Origin of the sequence: Pseudomonas viciae, from assembly GCF_004786035.1 — a bacterium.
Classification (GTDB): Bacteria; Pseudomonadota; Gammaproteobacteria; order Pseudomonadales; family Pseudomonadaceae; genus Aquipseudomonas; species Aquipseudomonas viciae.
Genome location: NZ_CP035088.1, coordinates 4,517,564 through 4,537,134, shown reverse-complemented (window position 1 = coordinate 4,537,134; position 19,571 = coordinate 4,517,564). Strand labels below are relative to the sequence as shown.

The 19,571-nt window shown below is 60.9% G+C and carries 17 protein-coding genes and 1 pseudogene; 11 read left to right on the top strand and 7 right to left on the bottom strand.

The window, feature by feature from the left end; all coding sequences use genetic code 11:
• Positions 1–110 precede the first annotated feature (110 nt).
• Positions 111–200, bottom strand: a pseudogene (locus EPZ47_RS30925) (DUF6124 family protein); the annotation flags it as partial.
• Between the two features lie 172 nt (positions 201–372).
• Here EPZ47_RS30925 and EPZ47_RS30920 point away from each other — a divergent pair.
• Positions 373–681 carry a hypothetical protein gene (locus EPZ47_RS30920; protein WP_135846346.1) on the top strand — a complete coding sequence of 103 codons (309 nt, stop codon included), beginning with the start codon at positions 373–375 and terminating at the stop codon, positions 679–681.
• Positions 682–846: 165 nt separating this feature from the next.
• Here EPZ47_RS30920 and EPZ47_RS19770 read toward each other — a convergent pair whose 3' ends face one another.
• Complete coding sequence (locus EPZ47_RS19770) at positions 847–1,029, bottom strand: hypothetical protein (protein WP_135846345.1); 183 nt, start codon at positions 1,027–1,029, stop codon at positions 847–849.
• Positions 1,030–1,612: 583 nt separating this feature from the next.
• Here EPZ47_RS19770 and EPZ47_RS19765 point away from each other — a divergent pair.
• Both EPZ47_RS19765 and EPZ47_RS19760 read left to right on the top strand, forming a co-directional pair.
• Positions 1,613–1,843, top strand: coding sequence for a hypothetical protein (locus EPZ47_RS19765; protein WP_135846344.1), 231 nt, complete (start codon positions 1,613–1,615; stop codon positions 1,841–1,843).
• Positions 1,844–2,030: 187 nt separating this feature from the next.
• Positions 2,031–2,657 carry an immunity protein Imm33 domain-containing protein gene (locus EPZ47_RS19760; protein ID WP_135846343.1) on the top strand — a complete coding sequence of 209 codons (627 nt, stop codon included), beginning with the start codon at positions 2,031–2,033 and terminating at the stop codon, positions 2,655–2,657.
• A gap of 290 nt (positions 2,658–2,947) precedes the next feature.
• On the opposite strand, the gene EPZ47_RS19755 is transcribed toward EPZ47_RS19760, so the two are convergent.
• The 4 genes from EPZ47_RS19755 to EPZ47_RS19740 all read right to left on the bottom strand — a co-directional run bounded on the left by EPZ47_RS19755 (position 2,948) and on the right by EPZ47_RS19740 (position 8,231).
• Positions 2,948–3,274 carry a DUF6124 family protein gene (locus EPZ47_RS19755; RefSeq protein WP_135846342.1) on the bottom strand — a complete coding sequence of 109 codons (327 nt, stop codon included), beginning with the start codon at positions 3,272–3,274 and terminating at the stop codon, positions 2,948–2,950.
• A gap of 429 nt (positions 3,275–3,703) precedes the next feature.
• Positions 3,704–5,098 (bottom strand): efflux transporter outer membrane subunit, encoded by a 1,395-nt coding sequence (locus EPZ47_RS19750; protein WP_135846341.1) that lies wholly within the window; start codon positions 5,096–5,098, stop codon positions 3,704–3,706.
• Between the two features lie 10 nt (positions 5,099–5,108).
• Complete coding sequence (locus EPZ47_RS19745; RefSeq protein ID WP_135846340.1) at positions 5,109–7,079, bottom strand: MacB family efflux pump subunit; 1,971 nt, start codon at positions 7,077–7,079, stop codon at positions 5,109–5,111.
• A complete protein-coding gene (locus EPZ47_RS19740; RefSeq protein ID WP_135846339.1) occupies positions 7,080–8,231 on the bottom strand; it encodes an efflux RND transporter periplasmic adaptor subunit in 1,152 nt (383 codons plus the stop codon).
• Positions 8,232–8,591: 360 nt separating this feature from the next.
• Between EPZ47_RS19740 and EPZ47_RS19735 the strand changes: the two genes are divergently transcribed.
• From EPZ47_RS19735 to EPZ47_RS19695, 8 genes are all read left to right on the top strand, one after another.
• Positions 8,592–9,074 carry a sigma-70 family RNA polymerase sigma factor gene (locus EPZ47_RS19735; RefSeq protein WP_135846338.1) on the top strand — a complete coding sequence of 161 codons (483 nt, stop codon included), beginning with the start codon at positions 8,592–8,594 and terminating at the stop codon, positions 9,072–9,074.
• 145 nt (positions 9,075–9,219) lie between these two features.
• Complete coding sequence (locus EPZ47_RS19730; RefSeq protein ID WP_135846337.1) at positions 9,220–10,554, top strand: lysine N(6)-hydroxylase/L-ornithine N(5)-oxygenase family protein; 1,335 nt, start codon at positions 9,220–9,222, stop codon at positions 10,552–10,554.
• A gap of 320 nt (positions 10,555–10,874) precedes the next feature.
• Positions 10,875–14,078 carry a transporter substrate-binding domain-containing protein gene (locus EPZ47_RS19725; RefSeq protein ID WP_135848043.1) on the top strand — a complete coding sequence of 1,068 codons (3,204 nt, stop codon included), beginning with the start codon at positions 10,875–10,877 and terminating at the stop codon, positions 14,076–14,078.
• Positions 14,079–14,341: 263 nt separating this feature from the next.
• Entirely contained in the window at positions 14,342–14,767 is a 426-nt protein-coding gene (locus EPZ47_RS19715; RefSeq protein ID WP_135846335.1) for an ANTAR domain-containing protein, read from the top strand.
• Between the two features lie 112 nt (positions 14,768–14,879).
• A complete protein-coding gene (locus EPZ47_RS19710) occupies positions 14,880–15,494 on the top strand; it encodes a response regulator transcription factor (RefSeq protein ID WP_135848042.1) in 615 nt (204 codons plus the stop codon).
• 154 nt (positions 15,495–15,648) lie between these two features.
• Entirely contained in the window at positions 15,649–16,515 is an 867-nt protein-coding gene (locus EPZ47_RS19705) for a pirin family protein (protein ID WP_135846334.1), read from the top strand.
• Positions 16,516–16,693: 178 nt separating this feature from the next.
• Positions 16,694–18,136: a mechanosensitive ion channel family protein gene (locus EPZ47_RS19700; RefSeq protein ID WP_135846333.1), complete on the top strand. Its 1,443-nt coding sequence runs from the start codon at positions 16,694–16,696 to the stop codon at positions 18,134–18,136.
• Between the two features lie 156 nt (positions 18,137–18,292).
• Positions 18,293–18,733: a carboxymuconolactone decarboxylase family protein gene (locus EPZ47_RS19695; protein ID WP_135846332.1), complete on the top strand. Its 441-nt coding sequence runs from the start codon at positions 18,293–18,295 to the stop codon at positions 18,731–18,733.
• 9 nt (positions 18,734–18,742) lie between these two features.
• Here EPZ47_RS19695 and EPZ47_RS19690 read toward each other — a convergent pair whose 3' ends face one another.
• Positions 18,743–19,510, bottom strand: a complete 768-nt coding sequence (locus tag EPZ47_RS19690; RefSeq protein WP_135846331.1) for an AraC family transcriptional regulator — start codon at positions 19,508–19,510, stop codon at positions 18,743–18,745.
• Between the last annotated feature and the right edge of the window lie 61 nt (positions 19,511–19,571).

The following is a 19,571-nucleotide window of genomic DNA, read 5'->3' as shown; positions in this document are numbered from 1 at the left end:
CTTCAAAACATCTGACCCACCGAGGTGCCGGCCATTGGGGCTGCTGCGCAGCCCAGCGAGAGCAAGCTCCCTCGCCACAGGTTTCACTTGGCTTGAGTTAGTGTGGGGCGTCAGCGCGGCGCGGCGATGTCCAGGGCGCGGTTCGCCAGCAACTCACTCAGCTCGACCATCTGCTGGATGCCCAGGGCAAAATTAGACCGAGGCCAGGAGCGAGGTGTTCCTCCTTCTGCGATTGAGGATGCCATTCAAAATGGAAAAAAATCTCCAGGAAATAGGCCCGGCACCACTGTGCATATTGGCGACAACGGTGTAAAGGTTGTAACTGGTGAGCGTGGGCAGGTCATTACTATTATTCCAAATGAGGTTGGTGGTATGGACGAACTAATTCACCGGCAGTTTTTTGTAATTCGGCAGTCTATTGATGACTATAGGGCAGACCGCTTGAGCCTAAATTCGCTGATCCAACGGATCGAGGGCGCTGGTGACGTGATTAGCAGCGATCAATGGGGAGATGCTGTTTCTATGATTCTTTTGGAGATGGAACAGATAAACGCTGATGTGCTAAACGCGGGGACGAAGCTGTCAGAGAAGGAAGAATTTGACCTGGAAAAGTTCTTGCTTGGTATTGAAGAATTGATTGCTCGTTCCGAGAAAGAGTTACCAGCAGGCGACGAGGTCTGACATTCGGATACGAGTTCGGCTGTAGCGGCGGACAACCTGTCCAGCCGCTACGTGGCGTGGACGGAACGTATCCGATCCACGAAGTACACCTATCAGCAGGTGCGTTTCCCGTTTACCGTGGCATTTCCGGTGGGCAGTTCCACGGCAACAAGGCTTCGTAATCCGCTACCGACTGCGCGTTTGGCAGAGGCATTCCAGGTCCGCGCCTTCCGCTACGGTAAACAACTGACCCGGTGGCGGATGGGGTGTTTCAGGCTTGGGATCGAGGTAGAAGGCGAGGGCGCGGTCGGCGGCTTCGTCGAGTTTCTTGGAATCGTCTTCCGGGGGATTGGGAGTGATCTTGAACATGGTGTAACTCCTAGTATTGATTTTCAGGAGCCGACACCATCGCTACCAAACGATTGGGTGGCGGCCGTACGCGGGTTGGTAGACCGGAGCACTAGGAACCCGGCGCGCCCGAAGACGCCCTGCGCACGGCCACCATGACACAGACGCGAGAGAGCATCTGTAGAAGGTGGCGCTTGCGCCTAGTTGACTCGCGGGCTACCAAACCCGATCGCTGAAATCAGTGACCTGGGAACAGTAAAAGTCATGAGCCAAGCGCACAAGCCGGCGGATTCTGGCGTAGTTGTAGGCAATGACGCAAGGCAACGTAACCTCGCTCGGGAGTCCTACATGGCCGGATAAACAGAGCCGAGCACCATTACTGATCTAATAGGATTGTTGAAGGAGGGCGTCACTATGTTGATAACGGTACGGGACACAATATTAACGTCAAGAGGAACAAAGTGGTAATTACTGATAGTAGAGGGGATACTGTATCGCAGCTTAAAAATACCGTGCAAATACTAATCGATCGGTTGCTAGCGGTAAGTGGGGGCAACAGATTAACGGAGGAGAAGTGTTAAGATCTCATGAAGTATGGAAAGCCATGGATTCACATACTCTTGCTGTTTATTTTTGCTTTGAAGATCTAAATAGTGGCAAGTACTGCGTTCAAAACGTTGAATTCTTCCGTCTGCCTTTGGCGCATGAGTATCAGTTAAATGCCCTGAGAAATACGATGGAGCTTTTTATGGAGGAGAGTCCTTTATCTCGCTGCCAATGGTGGCCCTCTCTAGAAGAGGCGATAAAGCTACACGACAAAACTTTTGAGAACTGAATACAAAATTACCACGCCTGTCATACTTGCGCAAAACTGATCCAGGCACTAAAAAGCGGCAACTACATACTTGATCATCAACCGGCCACGGGCTGAACCCGGCTGGGGATGAGCAGCGACTTTACCCACACTGTCTGGGTTGCAGTTGTGCCCAGGGGGCAAGTGCATGGTGCTACGAGTGCAATCAATGAACATCAGCAGTATAGAAACAGGCGCGGGTCTGACATTGAAAACCGAGGGACTTGCGGAGCGGTTTGACTATGAGATCAGCATCGTGGTCGATGACCCTGGTCTGAAAGAAGGAGCCATCGATTTCATCGATCTCGTCGTTCGCTATGTTGAAGCGGGCTATAGGGTCGCTCCAGACGAAACTTTGGGATATGGATGTTGGGTCACGAAGATGCATCTGAACGACAAACGAGAGTTGTTGTTTTTTGAGCAGTCACCGGTGACTGGAGTTTATGTACCAGGCATCAGCACCACGCTGAGACTTTGGGCCGAACAGCATGCGGTGTGTGAGAGGGCCGGCGCGGACTACGCCGCACCGACCTTCGACCAGATGATTGTGATCTCAGATGGCATCTTGGAAGGCGATCCTGCTGACGGAGTACGCTACCCCTCTCCCGAGCATATGTCAGGTTGGTGGCTAACCACGGACAGATTTGATGGGGATGTAAAAAATCTGAAGACGGTTCATACCCAGCATGTCTCGGTAAGTCGACCAGACTTGGTGAGGTTTTTAGCGCTACCGTTCGGCTACCGATTCCACGGTCCTACGAATGACGTCTGGCTGGATGAAAAAATAAACAACTGATACTGCCTTGAATAAGGAGCCCGCCCAACCGGGCGGGCTGCTGACTTATCGGTATTAGTCGTATGGCCGACTTTAAACTGCAAGCGATGTCGCTGTTGCGGATGAGGGCCAGCGATCAAAGACGTTGTGGCGAGGGGATTTATCCCCGTTGGGCGTGAAGCAGCTCCAAAACCAGCTCACTCAAAAAAATCTGACACACCGAGGTGCGGGCTAATGGGGCTGCTGCGCAGCCCAACGGGGATAAATCCCCTCGCCACAAATGTCACTTGGCTTGAGGTTAGTGCGAGGCGTTAACGCGGCGCGGCGATGTCCAGGGCGCGGTTCGCCAGCAACTCACTCAGCTCGACCATCTGTTGGATCCCCAGGGCAAAACTTCGTCGCGTGCCTTCCAAATCAAATGCCAGTTCGTTGGCCATGACGTTGACCGAAGCCAGGGTTTCGCTGAGGTTGGCCAGCAGGCATTCCAGGTCCGCACCTTCCGCCACGGTGAACAACTGGCCCGGCGGTGGAATGGGGTTTTCAGATTTGGGGTCGAGGTAAAAGGCGAGGGCGCGGTCGGCGGCTTCGTTGAGTTTCTTTGAATTGTCTTCCGGGGGATTGGGGGTGATCTTGAACATGGTGCAGCTCCTGATTATTCAAAGGACGCTGCCAGACATCACTTGCAGATGATGGGGTGGCAGCTATGCGCGGGTCTGCAAGACCGGGAAACCAGGAACCCGGCAGACCCGAAGGTCTCCCGCACACAGCCGCCATGAAACGAACACGAACGTGTCGATTGGCTTCGGCTATGCGCCTGGTATTCGTCGGGCTTGCAGACCCGATCACTGATGAGCAGTGACGGGGAACAAGTTATCGACGGGGTGCCAGGCGCACAAGCCGGCGGATTCTGGCGCAGTTGTAGGTAACGGCGCAAGGCAACGTAGCCTCGCTCGAGAGTCCTACATGACCGGATAAACAGAATCAAAGCCGAACACCCTTTATGAAGAGGGGAGTTATCTGTGGCGAGGGAGCAAGCTCCCTCGCCATGATGTCACTTGGCTTTAGCCTTACATCACTTCCCAACCTCCACCCAACGCCCTATACAACGCCACACTCGCCTGCACCCGCGCCAGCCTTAGTTGCACGTTCATGTCTTGGGCGGCATACAGCGTGCGCTGGGTTTCCAGCACCGTGAGCAAATCTTCAGCCCCGGCCTGGTAGCGGCTCTGGGCGAGGTCGAAGGCGGTCTGGGCCTGGTGCAGTTCTTCGGCTTGCCACTGCCGTTGCTGGTCCAGGCCGTGGATGCTGTTCAGGGCTTTTTCGACGTCGGCGAAGCCGTTGATGATGGCGGCGCGGTAGAGTTCCAGCAGTTCTTCCTGGCGCGTGGTGGCTCGGTCGCGTTCGGCGCTCAGGCGGCCGTTGTTGAAGATTGGCGCGGCCAAGCCGGCGGTGAGGTTGTAGAAGTTGTTGCGCAGCAACTGGTCGGCGATGTCGGCGCCAGTGCCCAGGCTCAGGCCCAGGGTGACGGAGGGCAACATGGCGGCGCGGGCCACGGTGATGTCGGCCTGGGCGGCGCTGAGGCGGGCTTCGGCGGCGGCGATGTCGGGGCGACGGCGCAGCAGGTCGCTGGGGACTCCGGCGTCGATGGACGGCCAGTGCAAACGGTCGAAGTTTTCAGCGTCGAGCCTGACCGATTGCACCGGTTGCCCCAGCAGCGCCGCCAGGGTGATCAAGGCGTCCCGGGCTTGTTGCTGCACCTGGGGCAATCGGCGTTGCTGGGCTGCCACCAGGCTTTTCTGCTGGGACAGTTCCAGGGCCGTGGCGCTGCCGGCGTCGTAGCGGGTCTGCACCAGGTCAAGCACGCGTTGGGCGTTGGCCAGGTTCAGTTCGGCGATGCGCTGTTGTTCGTTCAGGGACAGTGCCTGGGTGTAGCTATTGGCGACGCTGCTGAGCAAGGTCAACTCCACCGTCGCGCGGTCGAACTGGCTGGCCGAGAGCGTGCTCAGTGCACTGTCCCGGGCCGCCCGTTTGCCGCCCCAGAAATCCAGCTCATAGCTGGCACTGAGGTTGGCGTCGTAGTAATCGATGGTGCGGTTGTTCCGATCCACGTCCAGCTGGCTGTAGCCCTTGCCCCGCAACAACTCCTGGCGATTGCCGTTGAGCCCGGCCCTGATTTCCGGCAGCAGTGGCGCGCCGGCAATGACGGCACTGGCCTGGGCCTGGCGCACCCGGGCCATGGCGGCGGCGAGGTCGTGGCTGTCCAGGCGCGCTTGTTCGATCAGCCGGTTCAATTGCGGGCTGCCGAACTGCGTCCACCATTGCTGGTTATCTGCCCGAGTGCTGGGGGTATCGAGGTTTTGCCAGGCCGCTGGCGGCTGGATGCCGCTGTCCGGGGCCGGCAACGGGCTGGCGCAGGCTGCCAGTAACAGGCCGGTCGCCAGGAGGGTCAAGTGCGCTTTCATAGGATGAGGTTCATTCACTGGTGAGGGCCGCGACCGGGTCGAGGCGGGCGGCCTTGCGGGCCGGCATGAAACCGAAGACGACGCCGGTGACCAGGGCGCAGCCGAAGGCGCCGAACACCGCCAGCCATTCGAACGCCACGGCGATCTTGCCCAGCAGCAATGCGCCGCCCACCAGCAGGGCCAGGCCGATACCGGCCAGCCCGCCAACCACCGAGAGCATCACCGCTTCGGTGAGGAACTGGCGCAGGATGTCGCGCTGGCGAGCGCCGGTGGCCATGCGGATACCGATTTCGCGGGTCCGTTCGCGCACGGTCATGAGCATGATGTTCATCACCCCGATGCCGCCCACCAACAGCGAAATCGCGGCGATGGCGCCGAGCATCAGCGACAGCGTGCCCTGGGTGCGGGCCTCGGCCTGGATCATTGCGGCGTTGTTGGTCAGTTCGAAATCCTGCTTGCCGTCGTGCAGGCGCAACAGCGTTCGGGAGACGGCTTGTTCGGCTTGCTTGACCTTGCCCGCGTCCTTGGCGGCGATCACCACGTACTCGGGATGACGACTGCCGAACAGTCGCACGCTGGCGGCGGAGTAGGGCACGGCGATGCGGTTGTCGGCGTCCGAGTCCCCGGAGCTGGCGCCTTTCTCTGCCAGTACGCCAACCACCTGGAACGGCATGTTCTCGATCAGGATGTAGCGGCCGATGGGGTCGGCGACGTCCTTGAACAGTTTCTGCCGGACCTTGTGACCGATCACCGCGACTGCGGCCGCGCTGCGCTCATCGGCCTCGCTGAAGTAATGGCCCTGGACCACCGGCCAATTGAAGATGAGCGGGAAGTTCGTATCGTTGCCGCCGACGTAGCTGGTGTGGTCGAGGTTGCCGAAGCGCACGCTGGCTTCGGCGCCGTTGACCGGCATGATCCGCTGCACTTCGGGCAGGGCGGCGAGGGCGGCCAGGTCATCGTCGCGGATGATGCCCTTGGCGGCTCGCGGGCTGGGGGCGCTGCCGTTGAGGTAAATGATGTTGGAGCCGAAGGCGCCCATCTGGGCCATGACCTGGCGCTTGCTGCCTTCGCCCACCGCCAGCATCACCACCACCGAGGCCACGCCGATGATGATGCCGAGCAAGGTCAGGGCGGTGCGAAAGCGGTTGATCCACATCACCCGCCACGCCGCCTGCACGGCGTCGAGCAACTCGCCTTTCCAGGCGCTGGTGTGTTCGCTGCCGGCACTCAGGCGCTGGCGCAGGTCCACGGCCTGCAACGCCTTGGGGTTGGCCTGCGGTGTGGCAGGTGCAGGACCGGCGCTGTCGCTGATGATCAACCCGTCGCGGATCTCGATGATGCGCTTGGCCCGGGCCGCGACTTCGCGGTCATGGGTGATCAGGATCACGACGTGGCCCTGGCTCGCCAGTTCGTCGAGCAAGGCCATGACCTCGATGCCGCTCTGGCTGTCGAGGGCGCCGGTGGGTTCGTCGGCGAGGATGATGTGACCGCCGTTCATCAAGGCCCGGGCAATCGACACCCGTTGCTGCTGGCCGCCGGACAATTGATGCGGGCGGTTGCCAGTGCGGCTGGCCAGGCCCAGGCGTGCGAGCAGGGCACTGGCGCGGGCATGGCGTTCAGCGGCGGAGGTGCCGGCGTAGATGGCCGGCATCTCGACGTTTTCCTGGGCCGTGCCGGAGGGGATCAAGTGATAGCCCTGGAACACGAACCCGAAGGCCTCGCGCCGCAGCCAGGCCAATTCATCGCTGCCCAGATGGGCGACGTCTTCACCGGCGAAACGGTACTCGCCGCTGGTGGGGCGGTCGAGGCAACCGAGGATGTTCATCAGGGTCGATTTGCCGGAACCGGAGGCGCCGACAATCGCCAGGAACTCGCCAGCGTGAATCGACAAATCGATGCCGCGCAGCACTTCCACCCGGGGGCTGTCGCCACCGCCGTAGGCCTTGCGAATATCCCGCAGTTCGATCAGGGGCGTGTTCATTCAGCCTCCGCTGCCGACAGCCGGGCCGATCAGCACCTGTTCGCCCTCATTCAGGCCGTCGACGATCTGGGTGCGCAGTCGATCGCTGACGCCGGTACGCACGACCCGCGGCTGAACCTCGCCGTTCTCGGCCAGCACTTGCACTTGGCCGGCGTTGTCTTGCAACGCCGCGCTGGGCACGGTCAGCACGTCCTTGGCCTGGGCGGCGACGAAAAACACCTGGGCGGTCATGTCGGTCATCAGGGCGCGGTCGGCGTTGTCCACGTCGAGCAACACGGTGTAGAGCACCACCCGTTCGCTGCCGCTGCGCCCGCCCGTGGGGCTGCCACCTTGGCTGGCCTCCAGCGGCCGTGGCGGCACCGGCAGAATCTGCCGAACGGTGCTGCTCCAGCGCCGGGCGCCGCCGGCCAGGGTGGTGAAGTAGGCGGTCATGCCCGGTTTGACGTGGCCGATGTCGGCTTCCGAGACTTCGGCCCAGACCGTCATCGGTGATAGACGGGCGATGCGCAGGATCAACGGGGTTTGCTGCTGGGCGTTGAGGGTCTGGCCTTCCCGGGCACCGACGGCGACCACGGTGCCGCTCATCGGCGCATAGATGCGCGTGTAGCCCAATTCGGCCTCGTCGCTGCGCAGGCTGGCCTGGGCCTGACGGATCTGCGCCTGGAACATGTCGATGCGTGCCTGGGTCGCCCGTACCTCGGCCTGGGCGGTCTGTACATCTTCCTCGCGGGTGGCGCCGCCGGCCTTGAGTTGCTGCTGGCGGCGGAATTTCTGCTGGGCCAGGTCGTGTTGGGCGCGCTGTTCCTGAAGCTGGGCCTTGAGGTTTTCAATGGAGAAGCGGCCGGCGTCGAGCCTGGCCTTTTGCGTGGACGGGTCGATTTCCACCAGGAGCTGGCCCTCGCGAACCTCGTCACCGGCTTCCACATGAATCTTCTGGATCTGCCCGGAGGCCTGGGCGCCCACGTCCACATAACGCCGTGGTTGCAGGGTGCCCAGGGCGGTGACGCTGTTTTCGATATCGCCACGGGTGACGGGTGCGGTGACCAGGGATTCACGGCTCGGTGCCACCGCTTGCCAGGTGGCGAAGGCCACGGCTGGAAGCAGGGCGAAGGTTAAAAGCCAGGCGCGTCGGGTAGGGCGGGGACGTTTCATGCAGGGTTCCGGCCGGAGGTGTCGGGCCCGTTCCATGAAGGGCAGGGACGGGAGGCTGTCTTGGTAAACGAGCGCTCCGGACGGGAATTTACTGGTGTGAAACACTTGGTAGCAGGTTGGGAAAATCAGTTGAAGCGCCACAGACCCCTGTGGCGAGGGAGCAAGCTCCCTCGCCACAAAAGCGGTGCCTGGCGCCTACTTATCTGAATGAATCAGGCCGGATACAAACGAAAGCTTTAAATCTATATGAGAATTACTATAAATTACGCGATTGAATCTGCCACCATCGTGCCATTGCCTGTTTCCAGGCATGTCGAGTGGGCACAGGGATAGCTGTCGCAGCCATTGCGCACGGGAGTCATGTTGGAAAACTACTATCGCGAGCTGGTGTGTTTCCTGAACGCCAGGCTAGGCAACCGCCAGGCGGCCGAGGATGTGGTGCATGACGCCTATGTGCGGGTGCTGGAGCGTGCCAGTGACACCCCCATCGAACAGCCCCGGGCGTTCCTGTACCGCACCGCGTTGAACCTGGTGATCGATGGGCATCGGCGCAATACCCTGCGCCAGGTCGAATCCCTGGATGTGCTGGACAGCGAAGAGCGCTTTTTCACACCGTCGCCCCACACCAGCCTCGACCATGGCCAGCGCCTGGACATGCTGCAACGGGCCCTGGCCGAGTTGCCACCGCTGTGCCGCGAGAGTTTCCTGTTGCGCAAGCTCGAAGGCCTGTCCCACCCGCAAATCGCCGAGCGCCTGGGCATTTCCCGGGCGTTGGTGGAAAAACACATCGTCAACGCCATGAAGCACTGTCGCGTTCGGGTGCGACAGTGGGACGCGCAATAATCGACCCACGCTGATCGCATCGCGGTAAATTTTTTTTCATTGTCCTCGTTCCTCTCAACAGACGACTTGCCGGCCCCACAAACGCTGGGCAGGTTCCCCAGGCTTTTCGCGCCCTGTTGCGGGGCTTCTCCAGAGGACACTGGACATGACACAGGCAATTGCTTCGCCCGTTGTTCACGACTTGATCGGCATCGGCTTCGGCCCCTCGAACCTGGCGCTGGCCATCGCGCTGCAGGAGCGGGCCCCGATCCAGGGCGAACTGGATGTGCTGTTCCTCGACAAACAGGCCGACTACCGCTGGCATGGCAACACCCTGGTGACCCAGAGTGAGTTGCAGATCTCCTTCCTCAAGGACCTGGTGACCCTGCGCAACCCCACCAGCCCTTATTCGTTCGTCAATTACCTCAAGCACCATGGCCGCCTGGTGGACTTCATCAACCTCGGCACCTTCTACCCGTGCCGCATGGAGTACAACGACTACCTGCGCTGGGTCGCCGCACAGTTCGCCGGGCAGAGCCGCTACGGTGAAGAAGTGCTGCGCATCGAACCAGTGCTGCACAACCAGCAGGTCGAAGCGCTGCGGGTGATTTCCCGCAATACCCAGGGCGAAGAGTTCGTGCGCACCGCCCGTTCGGTGGTGGTCAGTGCCGGCGGTACACCACGCATTCCCGAGGCGTTCAAGGCCTTCAAGGATGACGGCCGGGTGTTCCACCATTCCCAGTACCTGGAGCGCATGACGACCCAGCCGTGCGTGAGCGGCCAGCCGATGAACATCGCCATCATCGGTGGCGGCCAGAGCGCGGCGGAAGCCTTCATCGACCTCAACGACAGCTTCCCTTCGGTGCAGGTCGACATGATCCTGCGCGGCTCGGCCCTCAAGCCGGCGGACGACAGCCCGTTCGTCAACGAAGTGTTCTCGCCGGAGTTCACCGACCTGGTGTTCCAGCAACCCCACAGCGAGCGCGAGCGCCTGGTCAACGAATACCACAACACCAACTATTCGGTGGTGGACATCGACTTGATCGAACGCATCTACGGGATTTTCTATCGCCAGAAAGTCTCCGGCGTGGCGCGGCATGCGTTCCGCACCCTGACCACGGTGGAGAAAGCCACGGCCACCGACGCCGGGGTGGAACTGATGGTGCGCAACAACGCCACCGGCGAGCTGACCGTGCGCCGCTATGACGCGGTGGTGCTGGCCACCGGTTACGAACGGCAGATGCACCGCACACTGTTGAGCCCGCTTGCGCAATACCTGGGGGATTTCGAGGTGGACCGCAACTACAAGTTGATCACCGACGAGCGCTGCAAGGCGGCGATCTACATGCAGGGCTTCTGCCAGGCCAGCCATGGCCTGAGCGACACCTTGCTGTCGATTCTGCCGGTGCGTGCCGATGAGATCGCCGGCTCGTTGTATGAGCACGGGAAAAACCGCGGGCAGGCTCGTGCGGTGCGAGATGTGCTGTTGGCCGCTGTATAGGCCAGAGCCGCGCTGCAAAAACCATGTGGGAGCGGGCTTGCTCGCGAAGGCGGTGTATCAGCTAGAAATATATTGACTGACCCACCGCTTTCGCGAGCAAGCCCGCTCCCACAGTTCCGGACCCTGAATGGGGGCCTGGGCAACTCGCAGGAAATTCCTCAGAAACTTCCTACACTCACTGCACGCCTCCCGCTGTTTGAAAGGCTCGGTTCGCTGTTCCCTCGTATTGGCAGTCTGAACCCATCAGCCGGTCACCCTGACTTATGGTGAAGTCGGTGGTGCGCCGGGCCGATTACGCCAAGCGAAACAACTTGATCGAGATGATGCTTTTACGCACAGGCCTGGCGGCGCTGTTGCTGGGCTCATTGAGTGTGGCGCCACAGGCTGGTGCGGCACCCGAGACGCTGCAGGTGCTCGGGCGTTCCCATGCGAGCGACTATTCGGTGTCTCTGGACGAAGCCGATTGGACCTGGCTGCGTCAAAAGGGCACGTTGTTGCTGGGCGCCTCGGCGCCGGATGATCCACCTTTCGGCATCACCGGCAATGGCCGCGACTATGAAGGCCTGACCGCCGACTATGCCCAGTTGCTCGGGCAGTTGCTGCACGTCAACGTGCAGGTGCAGCGCTACCCGTCCCGTGCCGAATCGCTCCAGGCCCTGCGCAGCGGTGAGGTTGACCTGCTCGGCACCGCCAACGGCTTTGAAGCCAGCGACCCGGCCTTGGCGATGTCCCAGGCCTACGCCGATGACCTGCCGACCCTCGTGGCCCGCATCGACGACAGCCAGGACTTGCCCGCGGACTTGGCGGACAAACGGGTGGCGATGCTTTATCACTATTTGCCGCCGGAGACGGTCGAGGCGTTCTATCCCGATGCCTCCCTGCAGTTGTACCCCTCGACCCTGAGCGCCATCGGCGCCGTGGCGTTCGGTCAGGCCGACGTCTATCTGGGAGACTCGATCAGTGCCAATTACCTGATCAGCAAGAATTACCTGAACAATATCCAACTGGCGGATTTCTCCCGTATGGAAGTGCAGCCGTTCGCCTTTGCGCTCAGGCGCGACAATGGGCGCCTGTTAACCGTGGTCAACGCGGCGCTGCAAGCCATTCCCGCGGGCGAACGCATGAGCATCCTGCGCCGCTGGAGCGCTGGCGGCGCGAGCATGCCGGGTCAGCAGGCGCTGCATTTCAGCGTCAAGGAACAACGTTGGCTGGATACCCATCCGCGGATCAAGGTCGCGATCAACGAAAACTTCCTGCCGCTGACGTTCATCGATGAACAGGGCCATTTGCGCGGTATCAGCGCCGATGTGCTGGCCCGGATCAGCTTGCGCACCGGGTTGAAGTTCGATGTGCAGCGCGGCGACTCGATTGACGAACTGATCGGGCAGATCGAGAGTGGCGAGGCTGACGTTTTGGCGACTGCCATACCCAGCACCGAACTTGAAGACGAGTTGCGCTTTACCCGACCGTACCTGACCAACCCGTTCGTACTGGTGGTGCCCGCTCGGGCCAAGGTCCCGCTGACCCTGGACCAGATGGCCGGCAAGCGCCTGGCGCTGGTGCGTGGCAACGTACTGCGCGAGTTCCTGCTCGAGCAGTTTCCCCGCGTGCAGTTGCTGGTCGCGCAGAATACCGCCGACGCCATGGCCATGGTCGCCGCAGGCACGGCGGACGGTGCGATCAATCCACTGATCAGCGCCCGCTACCTGATCTCCCACCAGTACCGCGACACGTTGCAAGTCACCAGTACCGTGGGCACCTTGCCGGCGCGGGTTGCCCTGGCGACGAATCGAGGAGCCTTGGAGCTTTACTCGATCCTGGACAAGGCGCTGCTGAGCATTTCCCCCGAAGAAATGGACGAGCTGACCAACCGCTGGCGCAGTGAAGTGGTGATCGATGACAGCTACTGGCTGCGCAACCGCACGACCATCATCCAAGGGTTCGCCGTCGCCGCGTTGCTGTTGCTGGTGACGTTGGCGTGGGTGTTTTATCTGCGGCGGCTGCTGGAGCAGTTGCGGGTGGCCAAGGAGCGCGCCGACGACGCCAATCGGGCCAAGACCACCTTCGTGGCGACCATGAGCCATGAAATCCGCACGCCCATGAATGCGGTGATCGGCATGCTGGAGCTGGCGATGAAAAAGGCCGACCAGGGTGTCGTGGATCGGTTTGCCATCGAAGTCGCTTCGGGCGCCGCCCACGGTATGCTGGACTTGATCGGCGACATCCTCGACATCGCCCGCATCGAATCGGGCAAGCTGTCCCTGGCGCCGGAGCGAGCCAATCTGCGGGCTCTGATCGAGTCGCTGGCGCGGATTTTCGAAGGCCTGGCCCGACAGAAGTACCTGCGTCTGCAATTGGATCTGGATGCAGCGAGCGATCGCGATGTGTTGATCGACCCGTTGCGTTTCAAGCAGGTCGTGTCGAACCTGTTGAGCAATGCCATCAAGTTCACTGACCAGGGGGAAGTGCGCCTGATTGTACGGGCCCAAGCCCGTGACAATGAGCGTCTGGGAATCTGTCTGCGGGTCGAGGACACCGGTTGCGGTATTTCCCTGGAGGATCAGCGGCGGCTGTTCAGCCCTTTTACCCAGGCCAGCCATAACACCCAGTCGGCGCGCAGTGGTTCCGGGCTGGGGCTGGTGATCAGCCGCACCTTGTGCGAAATGATGGGCGGCACCCTGGCGCTGAGCAGCGTGCCGGGGGAGGGCACGCAGATTGAAGTCCTGCTGAGCCTGCCTGTGTTCGACGCCTTGGCAGAAGCGCCGCCGGCAGAGATCGAGGCGCTGTTGCCGGGCCGGGTGCTGAACATCCTGGTGGTCGATGACTACCCGGCCAACCGATTGCTGCTGTCCCAACAACTGGGCTACCTGGGGCATCGCGTCGAGGATGCCGAGGACGGTGTTCAAGGCTTGCATGCCTGGCGCGGGGATCACTTTGATGTGGTCATCACCGACTGCAACATGCCGTTGATGAGCGGCTACGAACTGGCCCGGAACATTCGCGCCGAGGAGCGCGCCCAAGGTTTGTCGCCGGGTGTGATCCTGGGATTCACGGCCAACGCCCAGCCCGAGGAAAAGCAACGCTGCGCCGAAGCTGGAATGGACGATTGCCTGTTCAAACCCATCAGCCTCAGGCAGCTCAGCACGCGTCTGGCGTCGATCATGCCGAATGCCTCGCCGTCCACCGACGGCATCGACTTGACCAGCCTCGAACAACTGACTGGCGGCGATACCGCCTCGATCAAAAGCCTCTTGGAAGAGCTGGTCAGCAGCAATGCCGAAGATGAAACACGACTGCTGCGCTTGTTCGCCCAGCACGATGTGCCTGGATTGGCGGACCTGGCGCATCGAATCAAGGGTGGCGCGCGGATTATCCAGGCGCAACGCCTGATCGTTGCCTGCGAAACCCTGGAAGACGCCTGCCGCGGGGGCGATGAATCGCTGCTCGCCGACGCCGTGGAGAAGCTGCGCCAGGCCATGGAACACTTGGCTCAATACCTGAAGAACCATGTGGCAAGGGGATAACCCGTGTCTGGTGGGAGCAAGGCTTGCCCGCGATGAAGACGATTCGGTGTTGCAGGGATCGAGATGCATGTTTCGCGAGCAAGCTTTGCTCCCACATAAATCCCCTCGCCACAGGGACAGCATTCGGCTCTGGTTTTCCTCGGTTGATCGGGATGACGCTTTTCCTTCTTCTTTTTCGGATTAGTCCTACAGCGTCTCACAAAAGCTTCCTCTAGCCTGACGCCCCAGCTTCATACCTGTCGCGTTGCTCCTGGAAGCCTGCCATGCCGAATAAAACACTACGTATCCTGATTGCCGACACACAGCATTATCATCGGATGAAACTTGAACGCCTGTTCAATCAACTGGGCTATTTCCGAATCGCCCCCGTGAGTGATGTGCAGGAGTTGCTGGCGCTGGTGGAGTACGGCAGCGAACCCTTCGACCTGGTCGTCGTCCATGCCGGGCTGGCGAACGGGGCGTTGGACCTGCACGATTTCATGCTCGATAACCCCCAGGTTCGCTACGCAATGATCTACGACGCTCAGCAGGTCGGCCTGTCTGCTGTGCGTCGATCAAACCTGTATCTGAACGATGCTCAACTGCCTGACCTCACTTCATTGGGACGCCTGATGGAGCGGGTTGATCCCCCGGTCAGCGAGTCACTGCAACCTTGGACGCGTCCCCTCAGGCAGGGGCGCGGAGGTTGATTCACCGTTGGTCTACACTGTCGAACCTGACAGGTGGCACCGCTTGGCGCTTGTGCAAAAGTCCGGTGCAGGCATGGCATCGACGCCGTTTGTATTGACCTGGGGAACTGCCTTGAAAGACGTATTGATCGTGGATGACCACCCTGTCATACGAGGAGCATTGCGGCTCATTTGTCAGAATGAAGGGTTCACCCGCGTCAGGGATGCCAGCGGCACCGCCGATGCCAGGGCCCTCATCAAGGAAGGTACGCCAGACCTGGTGATCCTCGACCTGGTGATGAACGGTTTCGATGGCCTGGACCTGTTGGTCTGGATCATCGCCCAGTTTCCTGAGTGTGGCGTGCTGGTGTTCACTTCCCAGGATGCGCAGCACTTCTGCAATCGTTGCATCTCGGCCGGCGCCAGGGGCTTTGTGACCAAGAAAAGCGACTTGAAGGAGCTGATCAAGGCCATTCATGCGTTGAAGTCCGGTTACGCCTATTTTCCGCAAATGTCCGTCAGGCTGGATTTTCAACAGCGCTCCGAACAGCAGGCGCTGGAGAGCCTCTCCACCCGCGAGCTATCCATTCTGCGCATGCTGTCCATGGGCATGCGCGGCAAGGACATCGCCGAAAACCTGTTCCTGAGTCCAAAAACCGTCAGCACCTACAAGACCCGCCTGTTGGAAAAGCTTGGATTGAAATCGTTGGTGGGGCTGTCGGAGTTCTCCAAGCGCAATCATCTGTGACGCCACTTGTGGGAGCGAGCAAGCCCGCTCCCACCGGTTTCGTTTTATCGTTCCCTGGATAGAACGCTAAGGCCGGTTTTTGCAGTCTAGTGCTCTAAAGGTGTCGGTTTTATTCTGTGTCCATTAATCGCAAGACCCGATTTGGAGACACAGCATGAAAAACATCATCGGCCTCTACACCAGCCCACGGCCCCATTGGGTCGGCGACGGTTTTCCGGTCCGTACGCTGTTTTCCTACGACAACCTGGGCAAGCACATCAGCCCGTTCCTGCTGCTGGATCACGCGGCCCCCAGCGAATTCACACCCACTACCGAGCGCCGGGGCGTCGGCCAACACCCGCATCGCGGCTTCGAAACCGTGACCATCGTCTATCAGGGCGAACTGGAACACCGGGATTCCACCGGCAGCGGCGGCAAGATCGGCCCTGGCGATGTGCAATGGATGACCGCCGCGTCGGGGATCATCCACGAAGAGTTCCACTCCGAAGCCTTTGCCCGCCAGGGTGGGTTCATGGAGATGGTCCAACTGTGGGTCAACCTGCCGGCCAAGGACAAAATGGCCCCGGCCGGCTACCAGACGATCCTCAAGGGCGACATTCCGAACATCGCCCTGAAGGACAACGCCGGCAGCCTGCGCCTGATTGCCGGGACCTTCGAAGGGCAGCACGGCCCCGCGAAGACCTTCACGCCCATCGACGTCTGGGACATCCGCCTGAATGCCGGGAAAAACCTCACCCTCGACCTGCATGAAGGTCACAACACCGCCTTGGTGGTGCTGCGCGGCTCGGTCCAGGCCAATGGTCGCGAGCGGGTCGAGGCCGGGCAGCTGGCGCTGTTCGACCGCGCCGGCGACCAATTGAGCCTGCAAGCCAATAACGATGCAGTGGTGCTACTGCTCAGCGGCGAGCCCATCGACGAACCCATCGTCGGCCATGGTCCGTTCGTGATGAACAGCGAGCAGGAAATCCACCAGGCCTTCGACGATTTCCACGCCGGGCGCTTTGGGCGGATGGATGACTGAGGCGACACAATCCCTGTGGGAGCGAGCTTGCTCGCGATAGCGGTCTGGCAGTCGATGCATCATTGATTGATACACTGCCATCGCGAGCAAGCTCGCTCCCACAAGGTTTTTGTGGTGAGCTCCACGCCGTGTTCAATCTGTGCCAATCTTCGCCAATGGCCTTTCTGGAGCTGTGCCGATGCTGTCTCTGATCTCCGAGCACCCGCTGCTCTGTGCCCTGGTGTTGCTTGTGCTCGACCTACTGATGTGGCGCCTGGTCAGTGCGGATCGGACCTATTGGAAAATCGGCGCACGGCTGCTGATTTTTTCGTTGTTCAGCGTGCTGCTGTTCAACGAAGGACTCAACCCCATGCAGCCGGCGCAGTGGGTCGACGATGTGCCACGCCACCTCGCGGCCACCGGCTTGCAGATCGCCTGGTGGTTGTTCGCCGCGCGGACCCTGACGGTGATGATCGGCGCGGCGATGATGCAGCGGGTCGGCCATACCGGGCGACTGTTGCAGGATTTGCTGGGCGCGGTGATTTTTCTGATCGCGGTCATCGCGGCACTGGCTTATGTGCTGGACCTGCCGGTCAAGGGGGTGCTGGCGACCTCCGGCGCGATGGCGATCATCGTCGGCCTGGCTTTGCAGAGCACCCTCAGCGACGTGTTCTCCGGGATCGTGCTCAACACCACCAAGCCTTATCAGCTCGATGACTGGATTTCCATCGATGGCACCGAAGGCCGGGTCACCGACATCGACTGGCGGGCCACGCGACTGCAGACTGCCCAGGGCAGCATGGCGGTGATTCCCAACTCACTGGCGGCCAAGGCCAAGGTCATCAATTTCAGCCGGCCCAGCGATGTCCATGGCTTGTCCATCAGCGTCCAGGTCAGCCCCCATGCGCGACCCCAAACCGTGATCGATGCCCTGGAGCGGGCCATGATCGGCTGTCGTACCTTGCTCACCAACCCGGCACCCTGTGTGACGCTCAAAAGCAGCGGTAGCGGCGGGGCCGAATACGAGATCAGCGGGTTCGTCGCCTCCAGGGCCCAGAAACGCGAGGTGCGCAACCAGCTGTTCGACCTGGCTTTCCGGCATTTGCAGGCATCGGGTGTGAGCCTGCTGTCCACCAGCGAAAGTGCCACGGCCAATGGAGCGTCGCGGCCCCGGGCGTTGCTGGAAAGCTCGAACATTTTCTCCACCTTGCGCCAGGATGAAAAGGAAACCTTCAGCCAGAACATGACCCTGCAAACCTTCCGCGCCGGTGATGTGATCCTGGCAGCCGGGGAGGTCAGCGATCATCTGTTCATCATCGAGTCCGGCGTGGTCAGCGTGAGCCTTGTGCGCAATGGCCAGCCGTTCGAAGGCGGGCGCATGGGGCCGGGAGAGGTGATCGGCGAAGCCGGGATCGTCGCCGGGCAGGCTGCGCTGGCGAGCTTTTCGGCCAAGACGTTCTGCACCCTTTATCGCATCGAAAACAGCTACCTCAAACCTTGTCTCGACGCCCGTCGCGACATCAACGACGCCATGAAAAACCTGCTGGACGTGCGCATGCACCTGGCCCAGAACCTGACACGCGAGCTCCCCAAGCCGGTTGCCAAGAAGCGCTTTTTGCAATGGCTGCGTAGCCGGGCCTGACGTACCTCTTGAAGTGTCCACCCTGTGGCGAGGTGTTCATTCCCAGGAGGTAGGCATCGGCCCCCATTGGCCACCCGAACTTCCCAACAATTGGCTATTTGTCCCACGCCAGCGCAAGGCTAACGTAGCCCCACACCTCATTGTTTGGAGCTCACCATGCAACCGCGTATCGATTTCTACACCGCTTCCCCCGACGCCTTCAAAGCCATGCTGGCCCTGGAAACCGCCGTCTCGAAACTGGGCCTGGAAAAATCCCTGCTGGAACTGGTCAAACTGCGTTCCTCGCAGATCAACGGCTGCGCCTTCTGCATCGACATGCACACCGCCGACGCCCGCAAGGACGGCGAGACCGAACGCCGTCTCTACGCCGTGACCGCCTGGCGCGAAGCACCGTTCTTCACTGGCCGTGAACGCGCCGCCCTGGCCTGGACCGAAGCCCTGACCCGCCTGAGCGACACCCATGCGCCAGACGCCGACTATGCCCTGTTGAGCGAGTATTTCAGCCCCAAGGAAATGGTCGACCTGACGGTGGCGATCAATGCCATCAACGGCTGGAACCGTCTGGCGGTGGGTTTTCGCAAGATGCCCGAGGCGTGAATCCAGCGGTTATCGGCCCAGATAGGCCCTCGGTGTGCTACCGGTCATGTGCTTGAAGAACGCGATGAAAGCGCTGTCACTGGCAAAGCCCAGGTCAAAGGCGCAGTAGCTCAAGCTGCGCCCGGTGGCGAGCAGTTCAATGGCGCGCATCAGGCGCCATTGCTGCCGCCATTGCTGATAACCCATGCCGGTTTCCCGCTGAAAGATCCGGCCGATGGTCCGGCTACTGGCACCGATCTGTCGCTCCAGCACCTCCAGGGTGGGAGGTAAGCGATCCAGTGCTGCGAGCAGCGATGCCAGGCGCTTGTCTTGAGGCAGCGGCAGCAGCATCGGTTGTTGTGCCGCCTCGCGGATTTCACTCAGGCACAACCCCAGCAAGTGCATATTGCGACCTTGCGTCCAGTCGCTGTCGAATGTGGCGTCGGTGATCGGTTCGAGGACAGCGCGCAGCAGCGGCGAGACCTCGATGATGCACACCTGCGGTGGCAGGTCGGCGCACAGCGACGCCGCGAGGTAGATCGATCGGTAATCCACACTCTGTTGCATCTCCGCCCGATGGGGCGTCAACGGCGGAATCCACGCAGCGCGTGATGGCGGCAGCAGGCACAGTTGCTGCGCGAGGGTGATGCGTGTGCAGCCCTGGCGTGTGAACAGCAGTTGTCCGCGCTGATGCTGGTGCGGCCCAGAGTCGTGGTGAGCCAATGTGGCCGCGATACCGATCACCGGCGCGGGATGGCGGTCGGGGTCGAAGAGGGTGTGAGCGTCGAGCCAAGCCATGAATTGTCAGATTTCAAGGATAAGTTGTCAGAATTCGGATAATACGACAGGTCGTGGATTC

Bases quoted from the DNA above. Each gene is read 5' to 3' on its own strand.
- EPZ47_RS30920 (WP_135846346.1), top strand. From the start codon at position 373: ATGGACGAACTAATTCACCGGCAGTTTTTTGTAATTCGGCAGTCTATT.
- EPZ47_RS19770 (WP_135846345.1), bottom strand. From the start codon at position 1,029: ATGTTCAAGATCACTCCCAATCCCCCGGAAGACGATTCCAAGAAACTC.
- EPZ47_RS19765 (WP_135846344.1), top strand. From the start codon at position 1,613: ATGGATTCACATACTCTTGCTGTTTATTTTTGCTTTGAAGATCTAAAT.
- EPZ47_RS19760 (WP_135846343.1), top strand. From the start codon at position 2,031: ATGAACATCAGCAGTATAGAAACAGGCGCGGGTCTGACATTGAAAACC.
- EPZ47_RS19755 (WP_135846342.1), bottom strand. From the start codon at position 3,274: ATGTTCAAGATCACCCCCAATCCCCCGGAAGACAATTCAAAGAAACTC.
- EPZ47_RS19750 (WP_135846341.1), bottom strand. From the start codon at position 5,098: ATGAAAGCGCACTTGACCCTCCTGGCGACCGGCCTGTTACTGGCAGCC.
- EPZ47_RS19745 (WP_135846340.1), bottom strand. From the start codon at position 7,079: ATGAACACGCCCCTGATCGAACTGCGGGATATTCGCAAGGCCTACGGC.
- EPZ47_RS19740 (WP_135846339.1), bottom strand. From the start codon at position 8,231: ATGAAACGTCCCCGCCCTACCCGACGCGCCTGGCTTTTAACCTTCGCC.
- EPZ47_RS19735 (WP_135846338.1), top strand. From the start codon at position 8,592: ATGTTGGAAAACTACTATCGCGAGCTGGTGTGTTTCCTGAACGCCAGG.
- EPZ47_RS19730 (WP_135846337.1), top strand. From the start codon at position 9,220: ATGACACAGGCAATTGCTTCGCCCGTTGTTCACGACTTGATCGGCATC.
- EPZ47_RS19725 (WP_135848043.1), top strand. From the start codon at position 10,875: ATGATGCTTTTACGCACAGGCCTGGCGGCGCTGTTGCTGGGCTCATTG.
- EPZ47_RS19715 (WP_135846335.1), top strand. From the start codon at position 14,342: ATGCCGAATAAAACACTACGTATCCTGATTGCCGACACACAGCATTAT.
- EPZ47_RS19705 (WP_135846334.1), top strand. From the start codon at position 15,649: ATGAAAAACATCATCGGCCTCTACACCAGCCCACGGCCCCATTGGGTC.
- EPZ47_RS19700 (WP_135846333.1), top strand. From the start codon at position 16,694: ATGCTGTCTCTGATCTCCGAGCACCCGCTGCTCTGTGCCCTGGTGTTG.
- EPZ47_RS19695 (WP_135846332.1), top strand. From the start codon at position 18,293: ATGCAACCGCGTATCGATTTCTACACCGCTTCCCCCGACGCCTTCAAA.
- EPZ47_RS19690 (WP_135846331.1), bottom strand. From the start codon at position 19,510: ATGGCTTGGCTCGACGCTCACACCCTCTTCGACCCCGACCGCCATCCC.